This is a genomic window from Phyllobacterium sp. MT110, assembly GCF_058792715.1.
The window spans coordinates 117,652-139,948 of the sequence record NZ_JBXAFE010000004.1; the positions used below are offsets into that span (position 1 = coordinate 117,652).

Annotated in this window: 17 protein-coding genes; 9 read left to right on the forward strand and 8 right to left on the reverse strand. The window is 60.3% G+C overall.

Annotation, left to right across the window (positions count from 1 at the left end):
• Nucleotides 1-6: 6 nt before the first annotated feature.
• The 7 genes from AC1Q5O_RS18420 to AC1Q5O_RS18450 form a co-directional block, all read right to left on the reverse strand.
• Nucleotides 7-795 carry a hypothetical protein gene (locus AC1Q5O_RS18420; protein ID WP_464664317.1) on the reverse strand — a complete coding sequence of 263 codons (789 nt, stop codon included), beginning with the start codon at nt 793-795 and terminating at the stop codon, nt 7-9.
• Nucleotides 796-816: 21 nt separating this feature from the next.
• On the reverse strand, nt 817-2,079 hold the full coding sequence (locus AC1Q5O_RS18425; protein ID WP_492565288.1) for a glycosyltransferase family 4 protein: 1,263 nt from the start codon (nt 2,077-2,079) through the stop codon (nt 817-819).
• A complete protein-coding gene (locus tag AC1Q5O_RS18430; RefSeq protein ID WP_492564953.1) occupies nt 2,076-2,918 on the reverse strand; it encodes a class I SAM-dependent methyltransferase in 843 nt (280 codons plus the stop codon). Before AC1Q5O_RS18430 ends, AC1Q5O_RS18425 begins: the two co-directional genes overlap by 4 nt.
• Nucleotides 2,915-5,176: a glycosyltransferase family 2 protein gene (locus AC1Q5O_RS18435; protein WP_492565290.1), complete on the reverse strand. Its 2,262-nt coding sequence runs from the start codon at nt 5,174-5,176 to the stop codon at nt 2,915-2,917. Before AC1Q5O_RS18435 ends, AC1Q5O_RS18430 begins: the two co-directional genes overlap by 4 nt.
• A 76-nt stretch (nt 5,177-5,252) precedes the next feature.
• A complete protein-coding gene (locus AC1Q5O_RS18440; protein ID WP_492564954.1) occupies nt 5,253-5,966 on the reverse strand; it encodes a calcium-binding protein in 714 nt (237 codons plus the stop codon).
• Nucleotides 5,967-6,257: 291 nt separating this feature from the next.
• On the reverse strand, nt 6,258-7,676 hold the full coding sequence (locus tag AC1Q5O_RS18445) for an HlyD family type I secretion periplasmic adaptor subunit (RefSeq protein WP_492564956.1): 1,419 nt from the start codon (nt 7,674-7,676) through the stop codon (nt 6,258-6,260).
• Nucleotides 7,673-9,442, reverse strand: coding sequence for a type I secretion system permease/ATPase (locus AC1Q5O_RS18450; RefSeq protein WP_223615917.1), 1,770 nt, complete (start codon nt 9,440-9,442; stop codon nt 7,673-7,675). The genes AC1Q5O_RS18445 and AC1Q5O_RS18450 overlap by 4 nt, the downstream gene beginning before the upstream one ends.
• 200 nt (nt 9,443-9,642) lie before the next feature.
• Between AC1Q5O_RS18450 and AC1Q5O_RS18455 the strand changes: the two genes are divergently transcribed.
• The 9 genes from AC1Q5O_RS18455 to AC1Q5O_RS18495 all read left to right on the forward strand — a co-directional run bounded on the left by AC1Q5O_RS18455 (nt 9,643) and on the right by AC1Q5O_RS18495 (nt 21,979).
• Nucleotides 9,643-10,212, forward strand: a complete 570-nt coding sequence (locus AC1Q5O_RS18455; protein WP_223615929.1) for a MarR family transcriptional regulator — start codon at nt 9,643-9,645, stop codon at nt 10,210-10,212.
• A gap of 41 nt (nt 10,213-10,253) precedes the next feature.
• Complete coding sequence (locus tag AC1Q5O_RS18460; protein ID WP_492564959.1) at nt 10,254-11,474, forward strand: glycosyltransferase family 4 protein; 1,221 nt, start codon at nt 10,254-10,256, stop codon at nt 11,472-11,474.
• Between the two features lie 264 nt (nt 11,475-11,738).
• A complete protein-coding gene (locus AC1Q5O_RS18465) occupies nt 11,739-13,244 on the forward strand; it encodes a DUF6212 domain-containing protein (protein WP_492564960.1) in 1,506 nt (501 codons plus the stop codon).
• A complete protein-coding gene (locus AC1Q5O_RS18470) occupies nt 13,234-15,921 on the forward strand; it encodes a glycosyltransferase (RefSeq protein ID WP_492564962.1) in 2,688 nt (895 codons plus the stop codon). Before AC1Q5O_RS18465 ends, AC1Q5O_RS18470 begins: the two co-directional genes overlap by 11 nt.
• Before the next feature lie 28 nt (nt 15,922-15,949).
• Nucleotides 15,950-17,125 (forward strand): polysaccharide pyruvyl transferase family protein, encoded by a 1,176-nt coding sequence (locus AC1Q5O_RS18475; RefSeq protein WP_223615921.1) that lies wholly within the window; start codon nt 15,950-15,952, stop codon nt 17,123-17,125.
• Between the two features lie 46 nt (nt 17,126-17,171).
• Nucleotides 17,172-18,347: a polysaccharide pyruvyl transferase family protein gene (locus AC1Q5O_RS18480; RefSeq protein ID WP_223615922.1), complete on the forward strand. Its 1,176-nt coding sequence runs from the start codon at nt 17,172-17,174 to the stop codon at nt 18,345-18,347.
• Between the two features lie 62 nt (nt 18,348-18,409).
• A complete protein-coding gene (locus tag AC1Q5O_RS18485) occupies nt 18,410-19,507 on the forward strand; it encodes a glycoside hydrolase (protein WP_492564965.1) in 1,098 nt (365 codons plus the stop codon).
• Nucleotides 19,504-20,688, forward strand: coding sequence for an SGNH/GDSL hydrolase family protein (locus AC1Q5O_RS18490; RefSeq protein WP_492564966.1), 1,185 nt, complete (start codon nt 19,504-19,506; stop codon nt 20,686-20,688). The genes AC1Q5O_RS18485 and AC1Q5O_RS18490 overlap by 4 nt, the downstream gene beginning before the upstream one ends.
• 73 nt (nt 20,689-20,761) lie before the next feature.
• Nucleotides 20,762-21,979 carry an adenylate/guanylate cyclase domain-containing protein gene (locus AC1Q5O_RS18495; protein WP_492564968.1) on the forward strand — a complete coding sequence of 406 codons (1,218 nt, stop codon included), beginning with the start codon at nt 20,762-20,764 and terminating at the stop codon, nt 21,977-21,979.
• Between the two features lie 62 nt (nt 21,980-22,041).
• Here the strand turns inward: AC1Q5O_RS18495 and AC1Q5O_RS18500 are convergent, their stop codons facing one another.
• Nucleotides 22,042-22,185, reverse strand: a complete 144-nt coding sequence (locus AC1Q5O_RS18500; RefSeq protein WP_158531308.1) for a hypothetical protein — start codon at nt 22,183-22,185, stop codon at nt 22,042-22,044.
• Between the last annotated feature and the right edge of the window lie 112 nt (nt 22,186-22,297).

The window sequence follows — 22,297 nt, forward strand, 5'->3', positions numbered from 1 at the left end:
CCACCCTCAACGGAGAACCCCGACGGTCATGAGCGCGCCCGCGGCAAACCCCACCAGAACAAACAACAGCAGAAACAGCGGTCTGGCATCGCCGCCGGCGCGCTTGTGCAAAAGCTCCAGGCGCTTCTCCAGCCCTGCCACGACACCGTCCATCCGCATCAGATGCACGTCGAGTTCCGTCATGCGCTGATTGAGGTCGCCGCGCAGCCCTTCGATCGCGCCGCTGACCTCGCCAAGATCGCCCGGCGTTGCCCCGCCTGTGCCGTCGATGGTGGCGGCGGGCCGCTGCAGCGAACGCTGGCTGACCTGCAGCTGCCGCTGGGCCGCCATGAGCATGTCGAGCTTGTCGAGAATGCGGGTCATCGGTGCGGCGATCAGCGCTTCGGCCGCCTGCTCATCCGGCTTCGGCACGCGCAGGGCCTGCTCGACGCCAGCGCCGCTGATGGCGATAACGACCAGTTCACCGGCGCGCGCCGATGCAAACTGCGGCAGCATCACATCAAAGGCGTGAATACCATCGCCGACGCCGTTGCGCTTCAGGTCAGGACGTTCCTTGTCGGCCACCGCCTCGGCAATCGGCTTGCCATCCAGCAGGACGCGAATGATCAACCGTGCGCCCGGCGCCTGTGGATCGAAAGCCCAGCCATACAGCCGGCCGGCATCGACGGCATCCACGCGGCCCTTCAGGGGTTCGCCGCGCACCGGCTCGGGCTTGGCTGGTCTTGCGTTATCCTGTTCGGGGATGGCGGTCGGCTTCACAGAGGCCTGCGTCGGTACTTTGGTCACTATGGACATGGGAGAGTCCTTTCTGATTGATCAGGCAGCCTCGACACGTTCGGGCCGCAGCGTCTCGATCAGATCAAGATACCGTCCGGCTGTTGTGTCGATGGTATCGGGGTGGCGTGCCCCAAGGGAAAGATGCGCACGCAGATCGGCATCTTCGGCGATACGCCGCATGGCAGCTGCCAGTGCCAGCGGATCGTTCGGGGGGACGGTCAGGCCATTGACGCCGTTCTCGATCATTTCGGCCATACCGCCAATATTGCTGGTGATGACAGGGCAATCCTGGCCCTGCGCCTCCTGAATCACCAGCGGCGCATTCTCCCACCAAATTGACGGCATGATCGCGCAATCGACCGCCGCAATGAGATTGCCGATATCCTCGCGCCGATAGGCACCGCGCCTCTGCACAAAGGGCGCGGTTTCGGCAAAGAGCCTGTCGATATCGGCGACAAAGGTTTCACTCTGGAATGGCGCCGCACCATGGACACGCAGCTCGAAATCAAAGCCTTCCGCGATGAGCTGCCTGGCCGCCTCCAGAAGGACGGTCGTGCCCTTCCACGGGTTGAGATTGCCGAAATAGCCGAAGACAGGCTTGCTGCGGGCTGGCGCAGCCGGCTTTGCCACAAGCGCCCGCGCGGGTTGCCCGTTGGGGATCACATGGATCAGTTCCGCGGCAATCCCCCAGTCCACATAGCGCTGCTTGAGAAATTCACTGGGGGAGACGAAGGCATCGACCACGCTCAGAAGCGATTTGAGATGACGCTCGCGCAGGACGAACTTGTCGAGTGCGATGTCCTTGAAACAGCTGTGGCAGCGGTCCGGGCTGGCGCCGTAGCAGAGTTCCTTGCCGCTTGTCCGCACCATCAGGCCATCGTGATGGCAGATGGGGTAATAATCGTGCAGGGTCAGGACAATCCGGCATTCCGGCAATGTCTGGCGCACGATATGCGGGAATTCCGCGCCCAGCAGCAGCAGGTGATGCAGGTGGACGACATCCGGCCTGAAATCCCGCAGCAGTTCGACAATGTCGGGAACAATGCCATAGAGGTCGACCTGACTCATGAAGAACCGGTCGAAATGGCCGGACCACAGCAGGATTTCATCGCCCTTGTCGCCGATGCTCTGAAAGCTCGTGCCGGGTCTCGCTTCCCGGTGAATGTGATTGGTCGCACCGAGAAACAGCGTTTCACATCCCGCCCGCTGATAGGCGCGGAAAAGATCGTGCGCGAAGATTTCCGTGCCGCCGGGATGCAGGGACGGATGATTGTGGGCCGCAACGAGAACACGGGCCATTATCTGTCGCCCCCGGGACCGGCAATGAAGAGGTCCTGATAATGGTCGGCGGGAACACCGCGCCAGTGCCCGAGCGACTTGCTGAAAACCTGCAACCCGGCCCGCGTCAGGGCGCGATCCAGAAACCCGTCGTCGAAGCCGACGGCGGCAAGGGGCGGCAGTTCCGGCACGAACCAGCACGGCCCCTCGTCATAGCGCTGGAAACCCAGGCGCCTGTCGCGCTTGCCCAGCGGATTGTCGGCAGCCGTCTTGTCGACGACGAACGCCGTCATGAACAGGCGCCCGCCGGGCGCAAGCACCCGCGCCACTTCCTGCAGGTAGACGCTGACTTCCTCATCGGGAAGATGGGTGACGACCGAGGTCATGATGACGAAATCGAACTGCTTGTCCTCGAAGGGCAAACGGAGCGTGAGGCCGTCGATCGCTCCCTTCGGATTGTACAGGGAGTGGGCGATATCCATGTAGCGGAATTCGAAATTCGGATAGACCGGGGTGATCTTCTGCTGGCACCAGTTGATGCCGCCGGACACCGGATCGATGCCGCAATAGCTGCCCTTGGCCGCATCGATATATTGCGTGAGCGGCACCGCCATGCGGCCGATGCCGCTGCCGATATCAAGCACGCGGCTGTCCGGCCGCAATCCGCCCTTGCGGATGAAATGGCCGAGAAACTCCGAGCCAACCGCCTGGAAATCGCCGTCGCCGACAAACACACTGTCCGGATCGGGACAGGGCAGGAACCGGTTGCGCATGACGGCTTCCATCAGCCAGTCGACATACTCGTCGTTCACGGGGCTTATCGGCTCGGCCTCGGTTTTCTTGAGTGCAACAACGTCGGTCAAGCAGCGCTCCTTTCAGACTTTGCCGCGATGAAGGGCGCAACCGTGTCTTCCGCCGCTTCATCCCGGTACGTCGTCATCAATTCTGTAATGTCATCGTTCCAGCGCTGGGTGTGCAGCCATGAATTGTACTGGCTTGCCAACCCCCGCATGTAATCGGCACTGCGGCGGATGGACCGCCGCTCGAAGTGATAGAGCGACACATCAGGCGCATAGGCGATGTGGAAGCCGATCTGGCGAATTTTCAGGCACAGGTCGCTGTCCTCGTAGTCCCCTATGATATAGTCCTCGGTGAAACCGCCGACGAGATCGTAAATGTCCTTGCGTGTCACCAGGCAGGCTCCGGTCACTCCCGGCACGGTGCGGGAAACCCGCGCCGGCGCATAGGCGCCCGGCATGCCCTTGTAGAAATGATGGTTGAGCCAGATGCCTTTCTGGTCGCGGGCGAAGTAAAGCCCGGCGTGCTGCAGCGAACCATCCTCGAACAACAGGCGCGGTCCGATGGCGCCCAGTTTCTTCTGGTCGAGCAGCGGCTGCGTCAGGGCCTGGAGCCAGCCATTGGCACAGGGCACCACATCGGAATTGAGCATGACCAGCATGGTCCCGTTGGCGAAACCCGCTCCGGCGTTGCAGGCACGGGCATAGCCGCTGTTGCGGTTCATCGTCACCAGCCGGAAGGGCAGGCCGTGCAGGATATGCAGCCCGCCCAGCATGTGCTCGGCATCATCCTGGATTTCGGGGGAATCCAGAACGAAGATCAGCTCCGCATTGGCAACGAGCCACGGATCGGTGGCCATCGCCGAAAACTGGAAGCGCAGGAAATCCAGGTTGCGATAGAGCGGAATGACGATCGACACGGCAGGCGCATCCGGCAGAACGCCGTATTCCTTGGTGTCAGCCACCTTCACCGTCTTGCCAAGCTTGTGTTCGACCTCCTGCAGGGCAGGGGCGAGAATATTCTCGAAAACCTGATCGCGCGCGTGCTGCGGCGGTACCGCCCGCAGAATGCGGTTGCGCTGTGCCGACGCTTCGAATGGCTGCAGCGGCGGCACCAGCGCGGCCGTCGCGCCGGAAGCCAGCCGCATCTGGAAACGCGGCTGCAGCAGCGGACCAAGGTTCTTGCTCTGGGGAAGCCAGGCGACAAAACCGGTCACATCCGCGCCGAACCCGTCTTCCCGTTCCCCCGTCTTGCCGGGAAACTTGTAGAAATTGGGCTGCAGCGGCAAAGCCCCGCTGTTACCGGAAAGATATTCGATGCCCGCCAGCATGGCCGCGGGATCGTGGCTCCAGCCGCCCACCAGCAGCCCGCCCTGAAGCGCGAGGGCAAGATCGATTTCGGCGGCGGGATGGGTTGCGGACTTTGCGATCTGGCGCACCGTCAATGGCGCGCGCGTCTGCATGTCGATGGCCGTGGCGAGCCCGGGCCCGGTCGCCTGCGCCATTTCCCGGATGAGAAACTCGCGCAGATCCATGTCCCCGTGACGCTTCGCCCACCACTTTTCAAAATCGGCGGGCTGGCCGTCTCCCTCGGAGAGCTTGCGCACGGCAACGCCGTTACGGCCGGAAAACACCAGATGCAAGGACTGCGGCAGCGGACGGACGGATTCAACCAGAAGATGACACGGCTGCCCGCCGCGTTTCGACTGGGTTCCCATGACAAGCCGCGTCGGCAGGATCGTCACCGCGCTTGGACTGATTGCATAGATCGTGGTGATTTCGCCCAGGACCGGATCAATCGCCGTTTCCAGCAGATATTGACCGTCGACGGGTTGGCCGCACAGGCGCGCCGGGCGCGGCTCGGGTGCCAGCGCCAGCATGATTTCACGCGCCACGCTGGCAAAGATCTGGTTTTGCGAGAGCCGGAACGTGCTGCGCCATGTGCTCAAAATATTGTTGAGCAACTTGATATGGCCGGCAGCGGACAGATTGGCGACAGCGCTGTTGACGTCAAAGGATACCAGTTCATCGGCGGGATACAGAATGGTCTGTTCCGTTGGCCCGAGCGATCCGGCAGACAGGGTCAGACTGACGGGTTCGTCCTTGGTGCGCATGACCCAAAGGATGCGCTGGCCGCCAGTTTCGAGCGGAATGTTGAGGCTGACGAGGGGAACCAGCTGTTCCGGCGCTTCAACCGTGCATTTTGTCGAGGCCCGCACCGCGCCGGGAATATCCCAGATCACGACAGCGACATCGCCACACAGGCGCGAGATGGAAATATTCTCCGTATCGCCTGCAATATCCGTCGAATGGTCGAGGTTCAACACGTTGCCCTTTCATCCACAGCGGAAAGAAAAACGTGCCCGGCCGGAAAGCTGGGCACGCCAATTTTTGCAAAAATCAATGTACGACGAAATACTGGTCGGGATGTGCCTGCACATCGTCATAGCTGGTGTTTACGAGGGTGACGCTGTCGCCATGGCCGAGATCGACCACGACATTATTGCCAACCTGCGTAACACGATCGGCCAGATCCTCGGGAGAATGGATATGGAGACCGTTGATATCCTTGGAAATCTGAAGGATGTCTTCACCTGGGGTAAAGTCCAGGATGACGTCGTTGCCGCCGCCACCGCCGAAGTGGAAGATATCGTTGCCGGCACCACCCGAGAGGATGTCGTTGCCAGCACCGCCGTCGAGATAATCGTTACCGGCACCGCCCTGAAGAACGTCGTTGCCAGCACCACCGAACAGAATGTCATTGCCATTTCCGCCCTGCAGGATGTCATTGCCAGCGTCGCCGAACAGAATATCGTTTCCGTCGCCGCCGCTCAGGATGTCATCGCCTGTGCCGCCGTGAAGGATGTCATCGCCTTCACCGCCATACAGGATGTCATTGCCTTGATCGCCGAAAAGAATGTCATTGCCCGTACCGCCGAACAGGGTGTCGTTACCGTGTCCACCGAAAAGGATGTCATTGCCCTCATCGCCGAAGATTATATCGTTTCCGTTTCCGCCAAAGACGAGATCATCACCACCATGGGCGTGAATGAAATCGTCAAAACGCGAGCCAAACAAAACGTCGTCGTAGGCGCCGCCTTCTAAAGTGGCCATCTGCTTCTCCTTCTGTCTGCTTTGAGTTTCGACCAGCTGGAAATGTTCCAGCCATCGATGCTTTGACGATTGTGCGCTGCACCAAATCGAAATGCAACCTAGACTAAGAGTATAAATGCGGCATTCGCGAGTAACAAATTATTACGAATGCGTATTACTCAACATTTTGAAAAAGAACTATAATTTATATTTACCTATACAATACTTCATCAATTGACGTTGTTTGATTGTATTTTATTTCAAAATTTGAAATATTACCAAAACCCCTTTGTTTAAGGGTTTTTATTCCAATTAATCCTCTCTGAATGCTCGATTCAAGCTGTCGGAAATTGGCGAAATGATATAGTCGATCGCCTTGCGCGCCTTATGTACGATGATGACCTCGGCGGGCATTCCGGGATAAAGTTTGACTGACGGATTGGCCGCCAGCGACTTTGGCATGATTTCAGCGCGGGCAACGAAATAGGCGGTGTCGGTCTTTTCATCCAGTATCTGGTCAGCCGCGATATAGCTGATCTTGCCATCCAGCGGCGTCAGCGAGCGCTGATTGTAGGCGGTCAGGCGAATCTGCGCCTGCGATCCCATCGAAACGCTGTCCACGTCACGCGGACTGATTTTCATTTCAACCACCAGGGGTTCGTTTTCAGGCACGATGTCCATCAGCGCTTCGCCGGCTGCCACGACGCCGCCTGGCGTGCGCAGGCGAATATTAGCAACGACGCCCGCCTGCGGCGATCTGATTTCCACCCGGCGCATGACGTCCTTGGCTGCGACGATCCGCTCTTCCGTATCCGCAAGATCGGTCTGGTTGGTGGTGATCTCGCCGGCAATTTCGGATTGCAGGTCGCTTTCAATGCCGATCAAGCCAAACTCTGCACCGGCCTTCGCCTGCTCCGCCCTTGCCTTGTCGCCGGCATACTGGCCGCGATTGCCCGCCAGTTCGCTCAGCTTGGTATCGATCTCGGTCAGCTTGGACTTCTGGGCAAAGCCCTTGGCGACCAGCCCGGCAATGGCATTGCGCTGTTCGGTGATCAGCTCGATCTGCCTGTCCGTCGCGGCGACCTGCGCCGCGGATGATTTTGCCTGTTCGGTATATTGCTCGATGGTTTTCTTCTGCACGTCCGTGCGGCTCATTTTCTGGGCCGAGCGTTTCTGGAAGAAAATGCGTTCCGCCTTGACGGCGTTCTCGGCAGCCGCGTTGTCAGGCCCGCCGAAATGCTCGGGGAAGGTGATCTCCGCTGCACCCGCCTGTTCCGCACGCAACCGTGCAAGTTTGGCGATCAACCCCGTGCGGCGGGACTGCAGCGACTGCAGTTCCGCCCGGGATTTCGTATCGTCCAGCCGGATCAGCGGCTGCCCCACCTTGACCTCGTCACCTTCCTGCACAAGCAGGCGGTCGAGGATGCCCCCCTCCAGATGGCTGATCGTCTTGCGTTTCGAGTCGACGATGACCGTTCCCAGGGCAACGGCGGCGCTGCCAAGCTCGGCCGAATAGGCCCAGCCGAAGAACCCGCCGAACGCGATGACGATCGTCATGATTCCGGCAATGATGAGCCGGCGCAGCGGCGACTTCGCATCCTCATTCTCAAGATCGATGACCCATTCCGGGCGCACGATTCCAAATTTGGTCAAGGCCTGCTTCCCGCCCGACTCGGCGCGCGGCGCCAGCAATTGGGTGAAACGTTTGGGAACAATCGATTTGCCGGTCATGATCCTGTCGCTCCCATTTTGGGACCCGTGGGTGTGATGGAGGCCACGACGTCGGTGCGCGGGCCAAACTGGGTGATTCGGCCGTTTTCCAGCACGAGCAGCTTATCTGCCACCTGCATGATGGTCGGGCGATGCGCGATCATGACGACGATGGCGCCGTCATCGCGCGCCTGCTCGATGGCGCGCATCAGGGCCCTTTCGCCGACGGCGTCGAGATTGGCATTCGGCTCGTCCAGCACGATCAGGCGCGGGCGGTTGTAGAGGCAGCGCGCGAGACCGATCCGCTGGCGCTGGCCGCCGGACAGCGTCAGGCGCCCGTCGCCGACCGGCGTGTCGTAGCCCAGCGGCAGGCGGCCGACCATCTCATGCACATCGGCAAGCCGCGCGGCCTCCAGAACGCGGTGCGGGTCGCTTTCACCCATTCGGGCGATGTTGTCCTTGATGGTACCGTCGAGCAGCGCCACCGACTGGGGCAGGTAGCCGGCGATTTCACCGAACGAGCTGCGCTCCCACAGATACACATTGTTGCCGTCGAGAAAGACACCGCCCGAGGTTGGTTTGACGATACCGATCATCAACCGGGCCAGCGTCGATTTACCCGCCGCGGACGGACCGACAATGCCAAGCACTTCGCCCGGCGAAAGGGAAAACGAAATGCCCTTGATGATCGGCATTTCGACACCGGGCGCCGCATAGACAAGCTTGTCGATGATCAGATCGCCATGGGGCCGCGGCGTCGGCATCGTCTGGCGGACGGCGAGGTTTTGCGCAAGCAGGGCCTGGATCCGCTGCCAGTTTCCGATGGCGTTCACCCATTGGCGCCACGTCTCCACCACATGGTCGAACGGCGCGAGAAGACGGCCGACGATGATCGTCGTGGCAATCATCGCACCGGCCGTGATTTCCTGCTGCATGGCGAGCAGCGTACCGGCGCCCAGGGCGCCAATCTGGATCATGAACCGCAAGGTGCGGGCGATGGTCCCCATGGCCCGGCTGCGCGCGCCGCCTGCATCCATCAAATCCAGAGCGCTCATCTGCGCCGTACGCCAGCGCCGCGCCAATGCGGGCAGCATGCCCATGGCCTCGATGACTTCCGCATGGCGCAACGTGCTGCCGATTTTCGACACCGCTTCGATGTTCGCCTGATTCGCATCCTTCACCAGGCTTCGCGTCAAAATGTCCGTGATGACACCGCAGGCGACGAGCACGATGACCGAGACAACGCCGATAATGCCGAAAACCGGGTGGAGAAGAAAAAGCACGGTCAGGAAGATGGGGGACCAGGCAGCATCAAGCGGCGCACTGACCGCAGACGAGGTGAGGAATGTCCGCAGCTCCGTCAGATCACGCAGTGCCTGCGTGGCTTTGGGCAGCCCCTGATCGACCGACGCCTGAACGGCAGCGGTCAGAATCGGCAGATTGAGCCGGCGCACAAGCGCGCTGCCCATGGCCTGGAACGACATGGCCCGGATGAATTCGAGAATACCGAAAACGATCAGGGCGCCCGCCGCCAGGATGCTCAGCATGACCAGCGTGTCCGTGCTCCGGCTGTTCAAAACCCTGTCATGCACCTGCAGCATATACAGCGGTACGGTGAGCTGCAGAAGGTTGATGCAGGCACTCAGCAGAACGGCATAAAGGAGGCCCGACAAGAACACCCGACGTGCGCGCAGAATGAGGGTCCGAGGTGCCGGAACCGTATGCGTCGTCGCATTTTTTCCAACATTGCTCTTGCCATTTGCATTGTTTTGACGAGTATCACTCATGTGTAATCTGCCTTGGAAATGACACAGCTGCCCGGTAGCCCGATTGAACTTGGTCTATAGCATTAGACTAGTAAAGTAATACCGTGCAGAATGTGACAGAAAAAAGTTCATATGGTGGGGAAAAAAGCAAAGGAGACCTTGGAATATACTTGTAACTTACTTCAAATTTTGAAGTAAAATTGATGATGGAGACAAAGATGATACAAAAACTTCTACACGAAGGAGTGGAAGTCGAAACATCTATTGACGGTTACGATGCCGCCGATTTTCCTGAAATTACAGCGGAAAAACAGGGACATAGACATCCAGTTCACACCGTTGTGGTGACACACTTCGAGCTGGCCAGAATGATTGAGAGAGTAAATCGTCGGTTCGCCAGTCTGCTGAGGACTGAACTGACGAAGTTGGGGATCGAAGACGTTGGCCCAGCCCAGGCGATGGTTCTCCTGGCGATTGGCGACGTCGAACTTTCTGTTGGGGAGCTCTTGGACCGGGGTCACTATATCGGCTCCAATATCTCCTACTATCTGAAGCAGCTCGCCGATGGGGGATACATCGACAGGGTTGCCTCCCAGCGCGACAAGCGGTCCGCAAGGATCCGCTTGACCGACAAGGGCGAACAGCTTTGCGCCAATCTGCGCAATGCAGGCGGAGCTTACAACCGCGTACTCGCCCGGGATGATGACGATCTTCGCAATCTGGAAATCGCATTCCAGACATTGCACAGGCTCGAACTGGTTTGGGGCAATGCCGCACGTTACGGCATCTGAGCCCCTGTCAATTCGTGTTCTGATGTCTGGAAAGGACTGACATGCATGTGGCTTTCGTTCACAGGCGCGGCCTGGGTCAATTTGCTGCCCTGGCCGAACATCTTGCGGCAAGCGGGCATGATGTCAGCCTTATCTGTGAAACAGTGGACCGGCGCCTCCCATCGGTCCGCGTGATCAGACACAGAATGGAACCTGGCCCTCGGGCGGACAGCCAGATGGCCAGGTATCTCGGCATTCCCGATCACCACGTGCGGATCGGGCACCGCGTTGCCGAAACACTCGATTCCATGACGCGCCAGGGCGAACGCCCCGACATTGTCATCGGTCATATCGGCTGGGGCAGCATGATGTTCGTCAAGGATGTCCTGCCGCAAGTTCCGGCCCTCGGCTATTGCGAATTCTTCTATCGGGCCGAAGGCGCCGATGTCGGATTTGCGCCGGATGACAATCCGGATGCCGAAACCCGCAAAAGATTAAGGCTGCGCAACATTGCGCAGCTGATTTCCCTTGAGGCAATGAACGGCGGTATCAGCCCGACGTTCTGGCAGAAGAGCCTGTATCCGGCCGCCGCGCAGAAACGCATTGCCGTCTGCCACGAAGGCGTCGACACCCGGATTTTCCGCCCCGATGCGCACGCAGCGCTGAAATTGCCCGATGGCCGCATTCTCAGGGCGGGCGATCCGCCTGTAATCACCTTTGTTGCCCGCGACCTCGAGCCCTATCGCGGCTTCCCGCAGGCACTCGAAGCGGCGGCAAAGGTCATCCGGAAAAATGCCGACGCCCTGTTCGTCTTTGTCGGCGGCGACGGGGTGAGCTATGGCACGCCGCCGCCCGGAGGCGGCTCGTGGAAAGACGCACTGCTTTCCAAGTATGATTTGCCGCCTGACAGAATCCTGTTTCCGGGTGCGATTTCGCACGATCTCCTGCGCCAGCTCTATCAGATCTCGACGGCGCATATCTACCTGACCTATCCCTTCGTTCTGTCCTGGTCCGTTATCGAGGCCATGGCATGCGGCGCGCTGGTGATCGGTTCGGACACCAGGCCCGTTCAGGAAATCATCCGGTCGGGCCAGAATGGCCTGCTCGTTCCCTTCTATGATACGGACGCGCTCGCCAACACCATTTTGCGCGTGCTTGCCGGGCCGAACGATTTCATGCCGCTGCGTGCGGCAGCACGCCGCACGATCGAGCACCGTTTCCGGCTGACCGATTGTCTTGCGCGGCAAAAATCTCTGATCGACGCGGTCTTGCGAGCTGCCTGAACGGCGCCGTCTTCACCCTCCAATACCACCCACGCCGTGAGCGCGCACCCGCAGAACCTGCAGGAAACGCTGGGGTTTTGCCGCGCGATTGAAAGTATAAATAAAATATTTCGATTTTTGAAACAATTACAACTTATATCTGTATTACATTTTACTATAGAGCGCGAAGATATTCTGTTGACATTACTCGGTTGATATTTTCTCTTAACGGGAGACGCAGTTCGCATCTGCACAATCGACCAACTACACTGCCAAAGATACGGGATGTCTATTTTGAACACATCACTGCCCGCAGCCGTTCATCGACAACCTCGCCGAAGCCGCTACGCCATCGCTTCCAGCCATGATCAGGCGCTGCTCGAAGCTTCGCCCCTGGCCGATTTCATCGTCTTCGTGGAACCGGACGCGGATCAGCTCCGGCTGCTGAATGCCTTTCCGCTGATCGGCGTGGCCGTTTCGGATACCGGCGCGGCGGAGCTGCAGAACGCATTGAAGCGCATCTACCGGTTCAGGACCGTTCCCGAAGTGCCGATTGTCCGGCTGGATGCATCGACGGTTGCCACACAGGCCGCGCTTGTTGCGCAGGTGCTTGAATGCGGGCTGGACCGCCTCACCAGCCACGTGACCAAGGTACACGGCGAGCTTGTCATGCTGCGGCGCGAGCGGGAAACGCTCTTCGAGAACTACCGCGCCATCGAAAATGCCTTCCACGCCAGGAACTGGGATTCGGTCACCGAGATTTTCGGCCACACGCCATGCATCGACCCGAAGGATGAAGGCTTTGCCAATCTTCTGCGGGAATCGGAAATCGAACAGCTCTTCCCGGTATCGAGCTATGCGGTATCCGGCTTTGCCCTGCATTTCCGTGGCCTGCCCACGGGCCGGTCCGGACAACTGATTGTCACGCTTGACTACGTTGAGAATGGCGAAGGCATCGCGGAATGGCTGGTTCCCTATGCCAGCGTGGCTGCGGACTGGAATTTCTTCTCCCTGCCCAAGGCCTGCGACGGCGGCCATCGCACGCTGCGGCTGCGGGTCTCCGCAACCGGCGGCGTGCCGCCGGAGCTTTCCCTCGGCAACGCCATCACCAATGAACGCTATGCGGCAAGGGCACGCATACCGCATGCCGATCTCGACATGCGCCCATTGGCTTTCCGCGTCTTCACCGGCCTGCCGGGGGTGCGCCCGACCTCCCTCAGCAACGTCTTCGTGCCGACATCGCTGATCGCCGGGCGGCGCGTCGAAGATTACCGGCTGCCGGTGGAAATGCTGCGCAGCGTCGCCAATGTTTCCGTCAATACCGTCACGCCCGATTTCCCAACGGTGCGCTTTCTGGAACACGAAGACGCCATTGTCTGCCATCCCCTGAACGAGGGCATAACGGCCGGTGCGATCCGCCGCGTCATATCGCCGGGGACGGTTCGCATCTCGGCGCGCGCGATTATCGATCATCCCGAGGGCCAGCCCGGCGCGGTTGGCTTCCTGCTGACTAACCTGTCGGCGGATATCAAGGGCGAGATCGGTGCATTGGGCCGCGCCACGGAAAAGCGGCCGACAGCGCTGTTCAGCGGCTGGACCGACATCACCGCGGCACAGCCCGTGGACATCAATTTCATGCTGGACGCGGCGACCACCCGCGCCATGGATCTTGTCATTCTCAGCAAGGCGACCACCGGTTCGGTCGATTTCTCCTGGCTCAAGGTGTTCAACTTCAGGCTGGTCAAGCATATCGAGGCGCGCCCGGCCCAGGAGATGGCCAATGCCCGATAAATCGCAGGACCTGATCGCCATCGCGATGCCGCTTTACGGCCATGCGGCCCTCGTTCCCGAAGCGCTTGAATCGGCACTGGCATCGATAACGAAATTTCGCGTCGCCATCGTTGTCTCCGTCGACGGCGACCCGCGCCATGAAGTGTTCGATCAGTTGGCGCTTTATGCCGCAGCCCATCCGTCCATACACGTGATCTTCGGCGCGAATGCCGGGCCGGGCGGCGCGCGCAATCGGGCGATTGAATACATTCTGGAAGAATTACCCGAAGCAAAGGCAGTATATTTTCTGGATGCTGACAATCGCGTTCAACCCTATACTGTGGATACACTTTACCGCCGTCTTTCCTCCGGCAAGGCAGGGTGGATTTACACGAATATCGATACATTCTCGGTGAACTGGCGCGCCCATTACGGCGACAGCTATTCGCGGCTGATCCACTGCATCACGGACAATATCTGCGACACGGGATCGATGATTTCGATCGACGTCTTCAACAGCGGCGTGCGCTTCGATGACGACCGCCAGAATGGCTTCGAGGACTGGGAATTCTGGTTGTCGGCGATCGAGGCCGGCTTTACCGGGCAGCCGTGCCATGACACCGGCTTCGAATACCGTCTGCGTGCGGAAAGCCGCTTCAAGGAAGCCAACCGCGACCGGTCGTCGTCGATCAACTTCCTGCGCAAACGGCACAAGGCCCTGTTCCGCCGGCCGACCCTGGTCGGTTTCGAACACGAGGAATGTCCCCGCTACGCGCTGATCCGGACAGGCGAGGGGACGCTCAGCACCTTCACCGACCCCACCCGCACACCGGGTGAGATCGGCTTTGACGACGCGATCCGCGCCTATTGGGGCAGCGTCGGCGAACCCGACAATTTCCATTTCCCGCCCTTTGTCGCCGCATGCAGCAACGAGACCTTGAAGCTGTTGAACCGGTCGCGGCTGTTTCCGAACATCCTCTGCCATCTCGAGCGTCTGGCGGAAAAATCCAATATCGTCTTCGTCGAGTTCGGCAATGTGGATTCGGAGCGGCGCATCGAATCCGAGATCATGCCCTCCGGCACGCATCAGGGCCCGGCCGACCTGATCTTCGTTTCGACCAAGCTTATCCAGAACGTCATCGACAATGACGCGCTCGACTGGTTTTCGTCCATCGGCAGCCAGCAGCTGTGGCCGACATCATCGCGCCTGAAAATCCGCTTTCCGTTCCCCAAGGCACGGCAGCGCCGCTCGCTGGCACGGCCGGAGCAGGCTCTTCTCAATCTCGTTACCGCTATTGCAACCAGCCCGCTCAAGCAGACGGCATCCACACGCTGGACATGGCGCCCGCGCCGCCTGCCGGCCCTGTCGGACATGTATCAGGTCCTGAGGAAGGAACTCGGCGGATCGCCGGTGCTGCCGCTCGCCCATAATACCGCCGGAAAAAAGACGGCGGCAGTGCTGGTTCCCAATGCCTCGTTCGGCGGCGCCGAGAAGGTCGCCTATGCCGCCGGCCGCGAATTGAAACAGGAGGGTTTTGAAACCCATCTGTTCGTCCTCGGTTCAAGCCGCATGGACGTGCTCGACGAGTTCGACCAGGCCTTCGACTACATCCATTTCTGGAAGGACGGCATACCGGCCTGGGGTGACACCAACCGTTTCCTCGGGCAGGATTTCATCACCGAAGATCATCCGCTCGACTGGGAAGCGCTGCGCGGCCAGCTCTCCGGCTTCGACCTGGTCGTCAACAACCATGTGATGGCCGCCCATCCGCTGATGGGCAAACTCCGCTCGGAAGGCACGCGCACCGCCTGCTATCTCCATGTGGTGGATGAAACCGTCTTCCGCCGCCGCGCCGGGCAGCCCTATGCCGCCATTGCATTCGAGCACGCCTATGACGCGTTTCTCACCTGTTCCGAGCAGCTGAAAACCTACCTGCACAGCTTTGGCGTGCCGTTCGAGAAAATCTTCGCCGTCCCGAACGCCGCCAGCTTTTCCATCGATGCCAAGCTGCGTGCGCAGGTCACCGGTGCCCGCAAGACGCCGCAGCCGGCCGAACCGCTGCGCATCCTCTACATGGGTCGGCTGGACCGCCAGAAGGGCATTGACCGCCTGCACGATGCGATCATCAAACTGCGCGAGCGCGGCATCGCCTTCGAAGCCCAGGCCATTGGCGGCGAGATTCTTTCCGACGATCCGAGTTCTTCATGGATGGCGCGCCTCAAGGACGCCGGTGTCCGCGTTTCGCCGCCGGTTTTCAGCGGCAAGGATATCGCCGCCCAACTCGCCTGGGCCGACGTGCTGCTGATGCCGTCGCGCTGGGAAGGCGCGCCCCTGATGATTGCAGAAGCGCAGCAGCTTGGTTGCGTCCCGGTGGCGACTGCCGTCGGTGCGGTCGATGAGCTGATCATCCACGGCCAGGACGGCATCCTGATCAAGAATGGCAATGATGCGCAGATCGTATCGGATATCGCCCGGCTGCTGACCATTCTCGCCCAGGACCGCACGGCGCTGGCCCGCACGGCGGAAGGCGCGCTTGCCACGGCTGCCGAGCGTTCCTGGACCTCATCCTTTGCCAGCTTCATTCACTGGAGCAACACCATCGAACCGGCTCTTCCTCTCGAACGGAATGCGGATGCGCCGGAAATCATCCCAGAATTCGATGCCACCGCCGTGCTTTCCGGCCGTGCTGTCGCGTGACGATCACCAGAAAGGTTTTGTGACCCCCATGAGCCCCAGAATTCTCCTTACAGGCATCCCAGGCCACCTGACACGCCTTATCCAGCGCGCTGAAGACGCCCGGGTCTTTTACTCGGAGAAACAGCCGCAGCCGGAAAGCAAGGATGCCTACCTGCGCGAACTCAAGAACATCAGCAACACAGGCAATTACCTGATCGGGGAGGGCGCCTTGCGCGCATTGTCCCCGGATGCCACCCATATTCCGTTCTGGCATCTCTACAATGCCGTCAACAATGGCACCGGTCTCGATTCCATCAACAAGCAGTTCGATATCTGCGTGTTCACCTGCGCCAACCTCCTGCGCAAAAGCCTGTCGGCCGATGCGGAAGCGCAGGTCTTGTCCAAGCTCGACATGCCCGTGGTCATGCTGGGCATCGGCATCCAGAACCGCCCTGATCTTGAGGAGTCCTTGCCCGAAGGCACCCAGCGCCTGCTGCAGGTGCTGAAGGAAAAGGAACACTATTTCCTCACTCGCGGCGACGAGACCGCCTCCTATCTCAAGGATCAGGGTTTCTCGTTCGTGCGGCCCGTCGGCTGCCCGTCGATGTATTTCATGCCGGCCAATGTGCGCAAGGCCATTCGCCGTCTGCCTGATGTCAAGGTGGGCGAGGGGCGGACCGTGTTCACCGGCTATATGGGTGCCGCGCTGGATACGATCGGCGACATGAACGCGCTGTCGTCCGATGACGGACGGTCGGCCTATGTCATCCAGGACGAACCCCTCCATTTCGACATGCAGGTCGAGCCCAACGAGGATGGCCGCGTCTACGATTCAACCTCGGGCGAGATGATCGGCGACCTGACGTTCAAGGGCTCCGGCGAACTGAAGAAGAAGATCAAGGTTCACACATTTTTCGACACCAACCAGTGGCGCGCCTGGACGTCCTCGATGGACTTCTCCTTCGGCCGGCGCTTTCACGGCAACATCATTGCGCTCCAGTCCGGCGTGCCAAGCCTGATCGTGGCCGTCGATGACCGCATGCGCGAAATGCTGAACTTTTCCGGATTGCCGAAAGTCGAGGCCAACGACCTCAATTCTGCAAATGACCGCTCGGCTTTCATCTCCGACCATCTGGCGCAGATGAACATCCCGCAGGTCATCGAAAAATACTCTGACCGTGAACGCAGCTTCCGCTCGGTCCTGACCGAGATCGGCATCGGATAACTCCCATATCCGGTGCGCCGGAAGCTCCAACCCAAGATGGACGAACATGCGAATAATGATCACAGGCATCCCATCATATCTGATGCGGACAGTCGACAGCGTTTCCGGGGCAACGGTCAAGCACCGTCCCTATTTCGAAAACATCCGGACGAAGAAGGATGTCATCGACCAGGTCAAGCGGATTGCCAATACCGGCAATTATCTCATCGGTGAAGGCGCGGCCAACAGCGTGCGCGGCCACGACGTCACCTATATTCCGTTCTGGCATCTGGCCAACAGCATCCATTCGCCCGAGACCTATGCGCGGCTGAACGAGAGCTTCGATCTGTGCCTGTTTGCATCGGCCAACCTGCTTCGGCCCGGCTATGCAGCGGCGACGGAATCCCATGTGTTCGAGCGTCTCAACATGCCGATTGTCGTCATGGGCATCGGCATCCAGAAGAAGGAAAACCTGAAAGCCGAACTGCCGGAAGGCACACAGCGCTTTCTCAACGTCTTGAAGAAGAAGGAAACGTTCTTCCTCACCCGCGGGCACTTCACGGCGGAATTCCTGAAGGCCGAGGGCATGAAATATGTGCGCCCGACCGGTTGCCCCTCCCTCTATTACGATCCGGCCCAGATGAAGCGCTCGCTCAGCCGCCTGGCCGATCCGGGCCTGGCGGAATCGCAGAAGATCGCCTTTGGCGGTTATCTCGGCAGCGTTCCCGACACCATCGTCGATGCCCATGCGCTGCTGCACAAGGACAGCACGGCAAGCTATGTCATCCAGGACGAGGTCATCGTCTACAACATGAACATGGTGGGCGATGAGGGCACCGAAGCCTATGATCCGGCGGCCAGCCGCATCACTGCGCCGACCGAGTACAAGCATGCGGAGAAATGGCAGCGCAAGCGCGACTATCTCGTATTCTTCGACACGCACAAGTGGCGCAGCTGGGTTTCCGGCCAGGATTTCTGCTTTGGCCGCCGGTTCCATGGTTCGATCATCGGCATGCAGTCGGGCATTCCGGCGCTGATGATCGCCGTCGACGACCGGATGCGCGAAATGCTCGACTTTGTCGGCTTCCCCCATATCGAGGCATCGGTCTGGAATCGCGAGCCGCAAAAGAAGGCCTTCCTGCAGGACTTCCTGTCGAAGATCGACGTTCCGGCCGCCATCCACCGCTATTCCGCCTGCGAAGCCAATTTCAACGCCGCGTTGAAAGATATTGGAATCCGGTGATCGGTGCTTGTCCCGGCGTCCACCTTATGAGGAGGCATGAAACCATGGGCTGGAAAGTGCACATGCGTAAGTTGGTCGCCGGTGCCGCCGGTATCGTGGCAGCAATTGTTATCGGCGTTCAGCCGGTAACACCGGCACATGCGGCGGGCGATACCCGCTTTGGCGTCAACCGGGTCAATCTGGCCTGGCTTTCGCCCGCCGAACGGGAGAAGCTTCTTGATCTCATGGTCAAGAACGGCGTCGTGGCGGTGCGCCTGTCCCTAACAAAACCGATCGACCAGAGCATTGACGCGGTCCGCGTTGCCCACGCCAAGGGCCTCGCCATCCTCCTGGAAATATCGCTCAACAATCCGGCCTTCTATCCCGAGGGCACGCAACCCCGTTCCGGCCTTGGCCGGATATGGGACATGTACCGGCTTTCCGATATTTCGCCGGATCAGTTCCGTTCCGTCGTCGGCGATGCCCTGCGCAAGATCGATGCGCTCAAGATTCCGCTTGTTGCCGTGGAGGCCGGAAACGAGATCAACTGGGGCGCCTATAATGGCGATCTGGAAGTGAAGGCAAAGGCCAAAAGCCGCACCGCCCGCTCGCTGGCGGATCTCGACAATTTGCCGGCCGTCGAACAGGGCGCAGCCCGGTATGTCCAGCTTGCCGCCGTGGTCCGCAGGGAATTGCAATCAACGCAATACAGCCGCAACGCCAAGGTCATTTCGGCGGGGCTGTCCGATATCCCGGTCGCCGACGCCGACCGGCGCGGCATCGACAGCATCGATCCCGCCAGTTTTACCAATCTCATGCGCAAGCATGGGCTGGACAAGGTCGTGGACGGCTACGGCATCCACATCTACCCCGGCAGCAACGGCACGGCAGCAGCCCGCGCGGCGCATGTCAGCCAGGCGCTGTCCATCTGCCGCTCGGAACCGGACGGCAAACCGTGCTGGATCACCGAATGGGGCTTTTCCAACACGGCGACCACATGCCCGGCCAATGACGGCTCACGGGAGCAGCTGGTCGAGGCGGCACGCAGCCGCTTCGCCGAACTGATGGGAACAGGCCGGGTGGCGGCCGCCTACTACTTCGATTGGGATGCAAAGGGATATGGGGTCTGGCGCTGCGGGGGACTCTCTCCCGCGGGCCGGGCAGCAGTGGTGACACCATGAAACTGAAAACCGTCATCATCGGTGGCTCCAATACCGTCATGCTGCCCGGCTACCTGCCGTCGCTTCTGGCGACCATGGCCCGGCGCGGCATCGACCTCGACATTGCCGCCGACCTGGCCGTGGGCGGGACGACCAGCGCCTTCGGCCTCTACCAGCTCAAGACCTATGACAAGCTTGCCGATTGCGATCTGCTGCTGATCGAGTACGCACTCAATGATGCCTTTGTCTATGGCGACGAGCGGCGGCCTTTCCGCCACTGGGCGCGGTTTTACGAGGGGATCATCCGCTATGCCCTCGAGCAGAACCCCAACCTGCGCATCGCCACCCTTGTCTTCGGCGCCCGCAACGGCTCCTTCCTCAGCGCCGTGCCATCCATCGATGCGGGGATCAACTACATTTCGCAGTGGTACGGCACCATCTGCGTCGATGTTTCGCGCCACCTAATGCAACGGCTGGGCCGCGATGTCGTCGGCCATCCCAGTTTCTATTCCGACCAGGGGCATTATGCGCGGCCGGTCGCGACGACCGTTGTCGCCAACCTCATTGCCGATGAGCTGGAGCCGGCATTGCAGCGCCCGCACAAGGCGGCTGCCCTGCAGTCGCCCATCGACCCCGACCATTTTGCCGGCGCGCGCGCGCTCGATGGCGTGCAGCTCGGCAAGCGGTTGGGCCGGTTGCCTGTCGAATACAGCAACCGGCGATTTTCCGTCTCGGCCCTTGATCTTGGCCGCGACCGTCTGAAGTTCGAAGTGGACAAGGGGCAGCTCCTGGCCATGGCCTATGTCTGCGAGCCGCGCATTCCCCCGCTCGATGTGCGCATGGGCGAGGAGACGCACCGCGCCGCCCTGCTCAAGGGCGGTGTGCGCGACGGCACCTACAAGTTCCTGGTGTCGATGCTGAGCTTCGAGTTCCTGTATGGCGTCACACTCCTGCAAACCCAGCCATCCCTCGCGCTTACCCTCGGCGGTGGCGGCGAAGGCGGCGAACACAAGCTGCATGTGCCGAAGGACAGCATCAGGCATGAAACATTCCCGGCCGAACCGGCACTGCCGATCAGCGGCATTCTTTTCACCGGCAACCTGAAGGTCTGCGCCATCGAGAAGGCCGGAAGCGCGGCCAATGGCTCTGCCGCCGCCGCACAAGCGGCGGCCAAAGTGGAAGCACCAGCGCCAATCGCCTGAGTTCCCGCCACTGCCATCTTTGTCAAACGGCGCGGACGTGATACCCGTTCAGACGGACAAGTGAGCGGGAATCATGACGGAAGCCGACATAGTTGCGATTGAAGAATGGCTCGACGCGCAAGGATTGGCCGGCGCCAGCGAAACCGAACTGCTTAACGGTTTCTGCGTGCGGTGCTGCGGCCTTGGCATCACGCTCGAACGCGCCTTGACCTTTGTCGATACGCTGCATCCCATCTACGAGGGCAGGGCGTTCCACTGGCGCCAGCGCGAGGAGGTGGAAAAGCCGGTGATCGAGTATGGCTCGAGCACCCAGGGCCCCGGCGCCGAAAGCTGGCAGCGGACCACATTCTACCACCTGCTGCAGTCCGGCGAGGATTCGCTCCGCCGCCGCATCGGCGAAATGGACGAACCGGGCTTTCTGCATCTGGAAAACCTCAAGGCCGAAGGGCTCACCGATTATCTCGCGCTGGTCCACCGCTTTTCGACGCAGGGCAGCATCGGCGAAATGGACTGTTTCTATTCGCAATGGTCCACGGCGCATGCCGACGGCTTCGAGGACCGCGACATTGCAACCCTGAAACGTCTGGCGCGGGGGCTGGCGCTTGCGATCAAATGCTCCTCGCTGGCGCGGATCGTGCGCACGGTGGCCGAGGTCTATCTCGGCCACGATGCGGGCGAACGCGTGCTGGCCGGGCGCATCAATCGCGGCGCGGCCGACCGCATCGAAGCGGTTCTCTGGTATTCGGACCTGCGCGACTATACGCGTATTTCCGACGCGGCAGGACCGGATGCCATAATCCCGATGCTGAACGACTATGCCGATGCGGTCATCTCGTCGATCCAGGAAGCGGGCGGCGATGTGCTGAAGCTCATCGGCGACGGCACTCTGGCCATCTTCACCGAAGGCGGGTCGCAGACGGCCTGCACCGCGGCGCTGAAGGCCCAAGCTCTCCTGCGCAAGCGGCTCATCGTGCTCAATGAGCGGCGCGCCGCCGAGAAACAGCCGATCACCAATGTCTATCTCGGCATGCATGTGGGCGAGGTGTTCTTTGGCAATATCGGCAGCGACACGCGGCTGGATTTTACCGTCGTCGGACCGGCCGTCAATGAAGTCAGCCGCATCGCATCCATGTGCCGGTCCGTCGATCAGGATGTCCTGATCTCGGACCGCTTCGCCGCATTCCTGCCGGAAGAACTTCGCTCCAAACTGGTTTGCGTCGGGCGTTTCGCCTTGCGCGGTGTCGGGCGGGCGCAGGAACTGTTCACCCTCGACCCCGCCGAAAAACGTTGAAACCCGCAATGCCGGGCATTGCGGGTTTCCTCTGCTTTCACAAGCGCGTCAAAAGGCGCTGATTATCCGTTTAAATATCGCTTTGCCAGTTCTGCCATATCACGATCCTTTTTGGTCTTGATCGGATGCAGCACACGCGAAAGAAGTTTCAGCGTTGAAAAACTCGGCTTGAGATACGGTGAAAGGGTGGGGAGTTGGATGTTCATTGCAAATATCCCTTTCCTTTTAAGTTATTTGAATAGCGGGGTTTATTCCCAGTCTGAATATCGCATGGCGGAAGGGCGAGGCGGTATACCGATCCACCGAGGTGATTGCCTA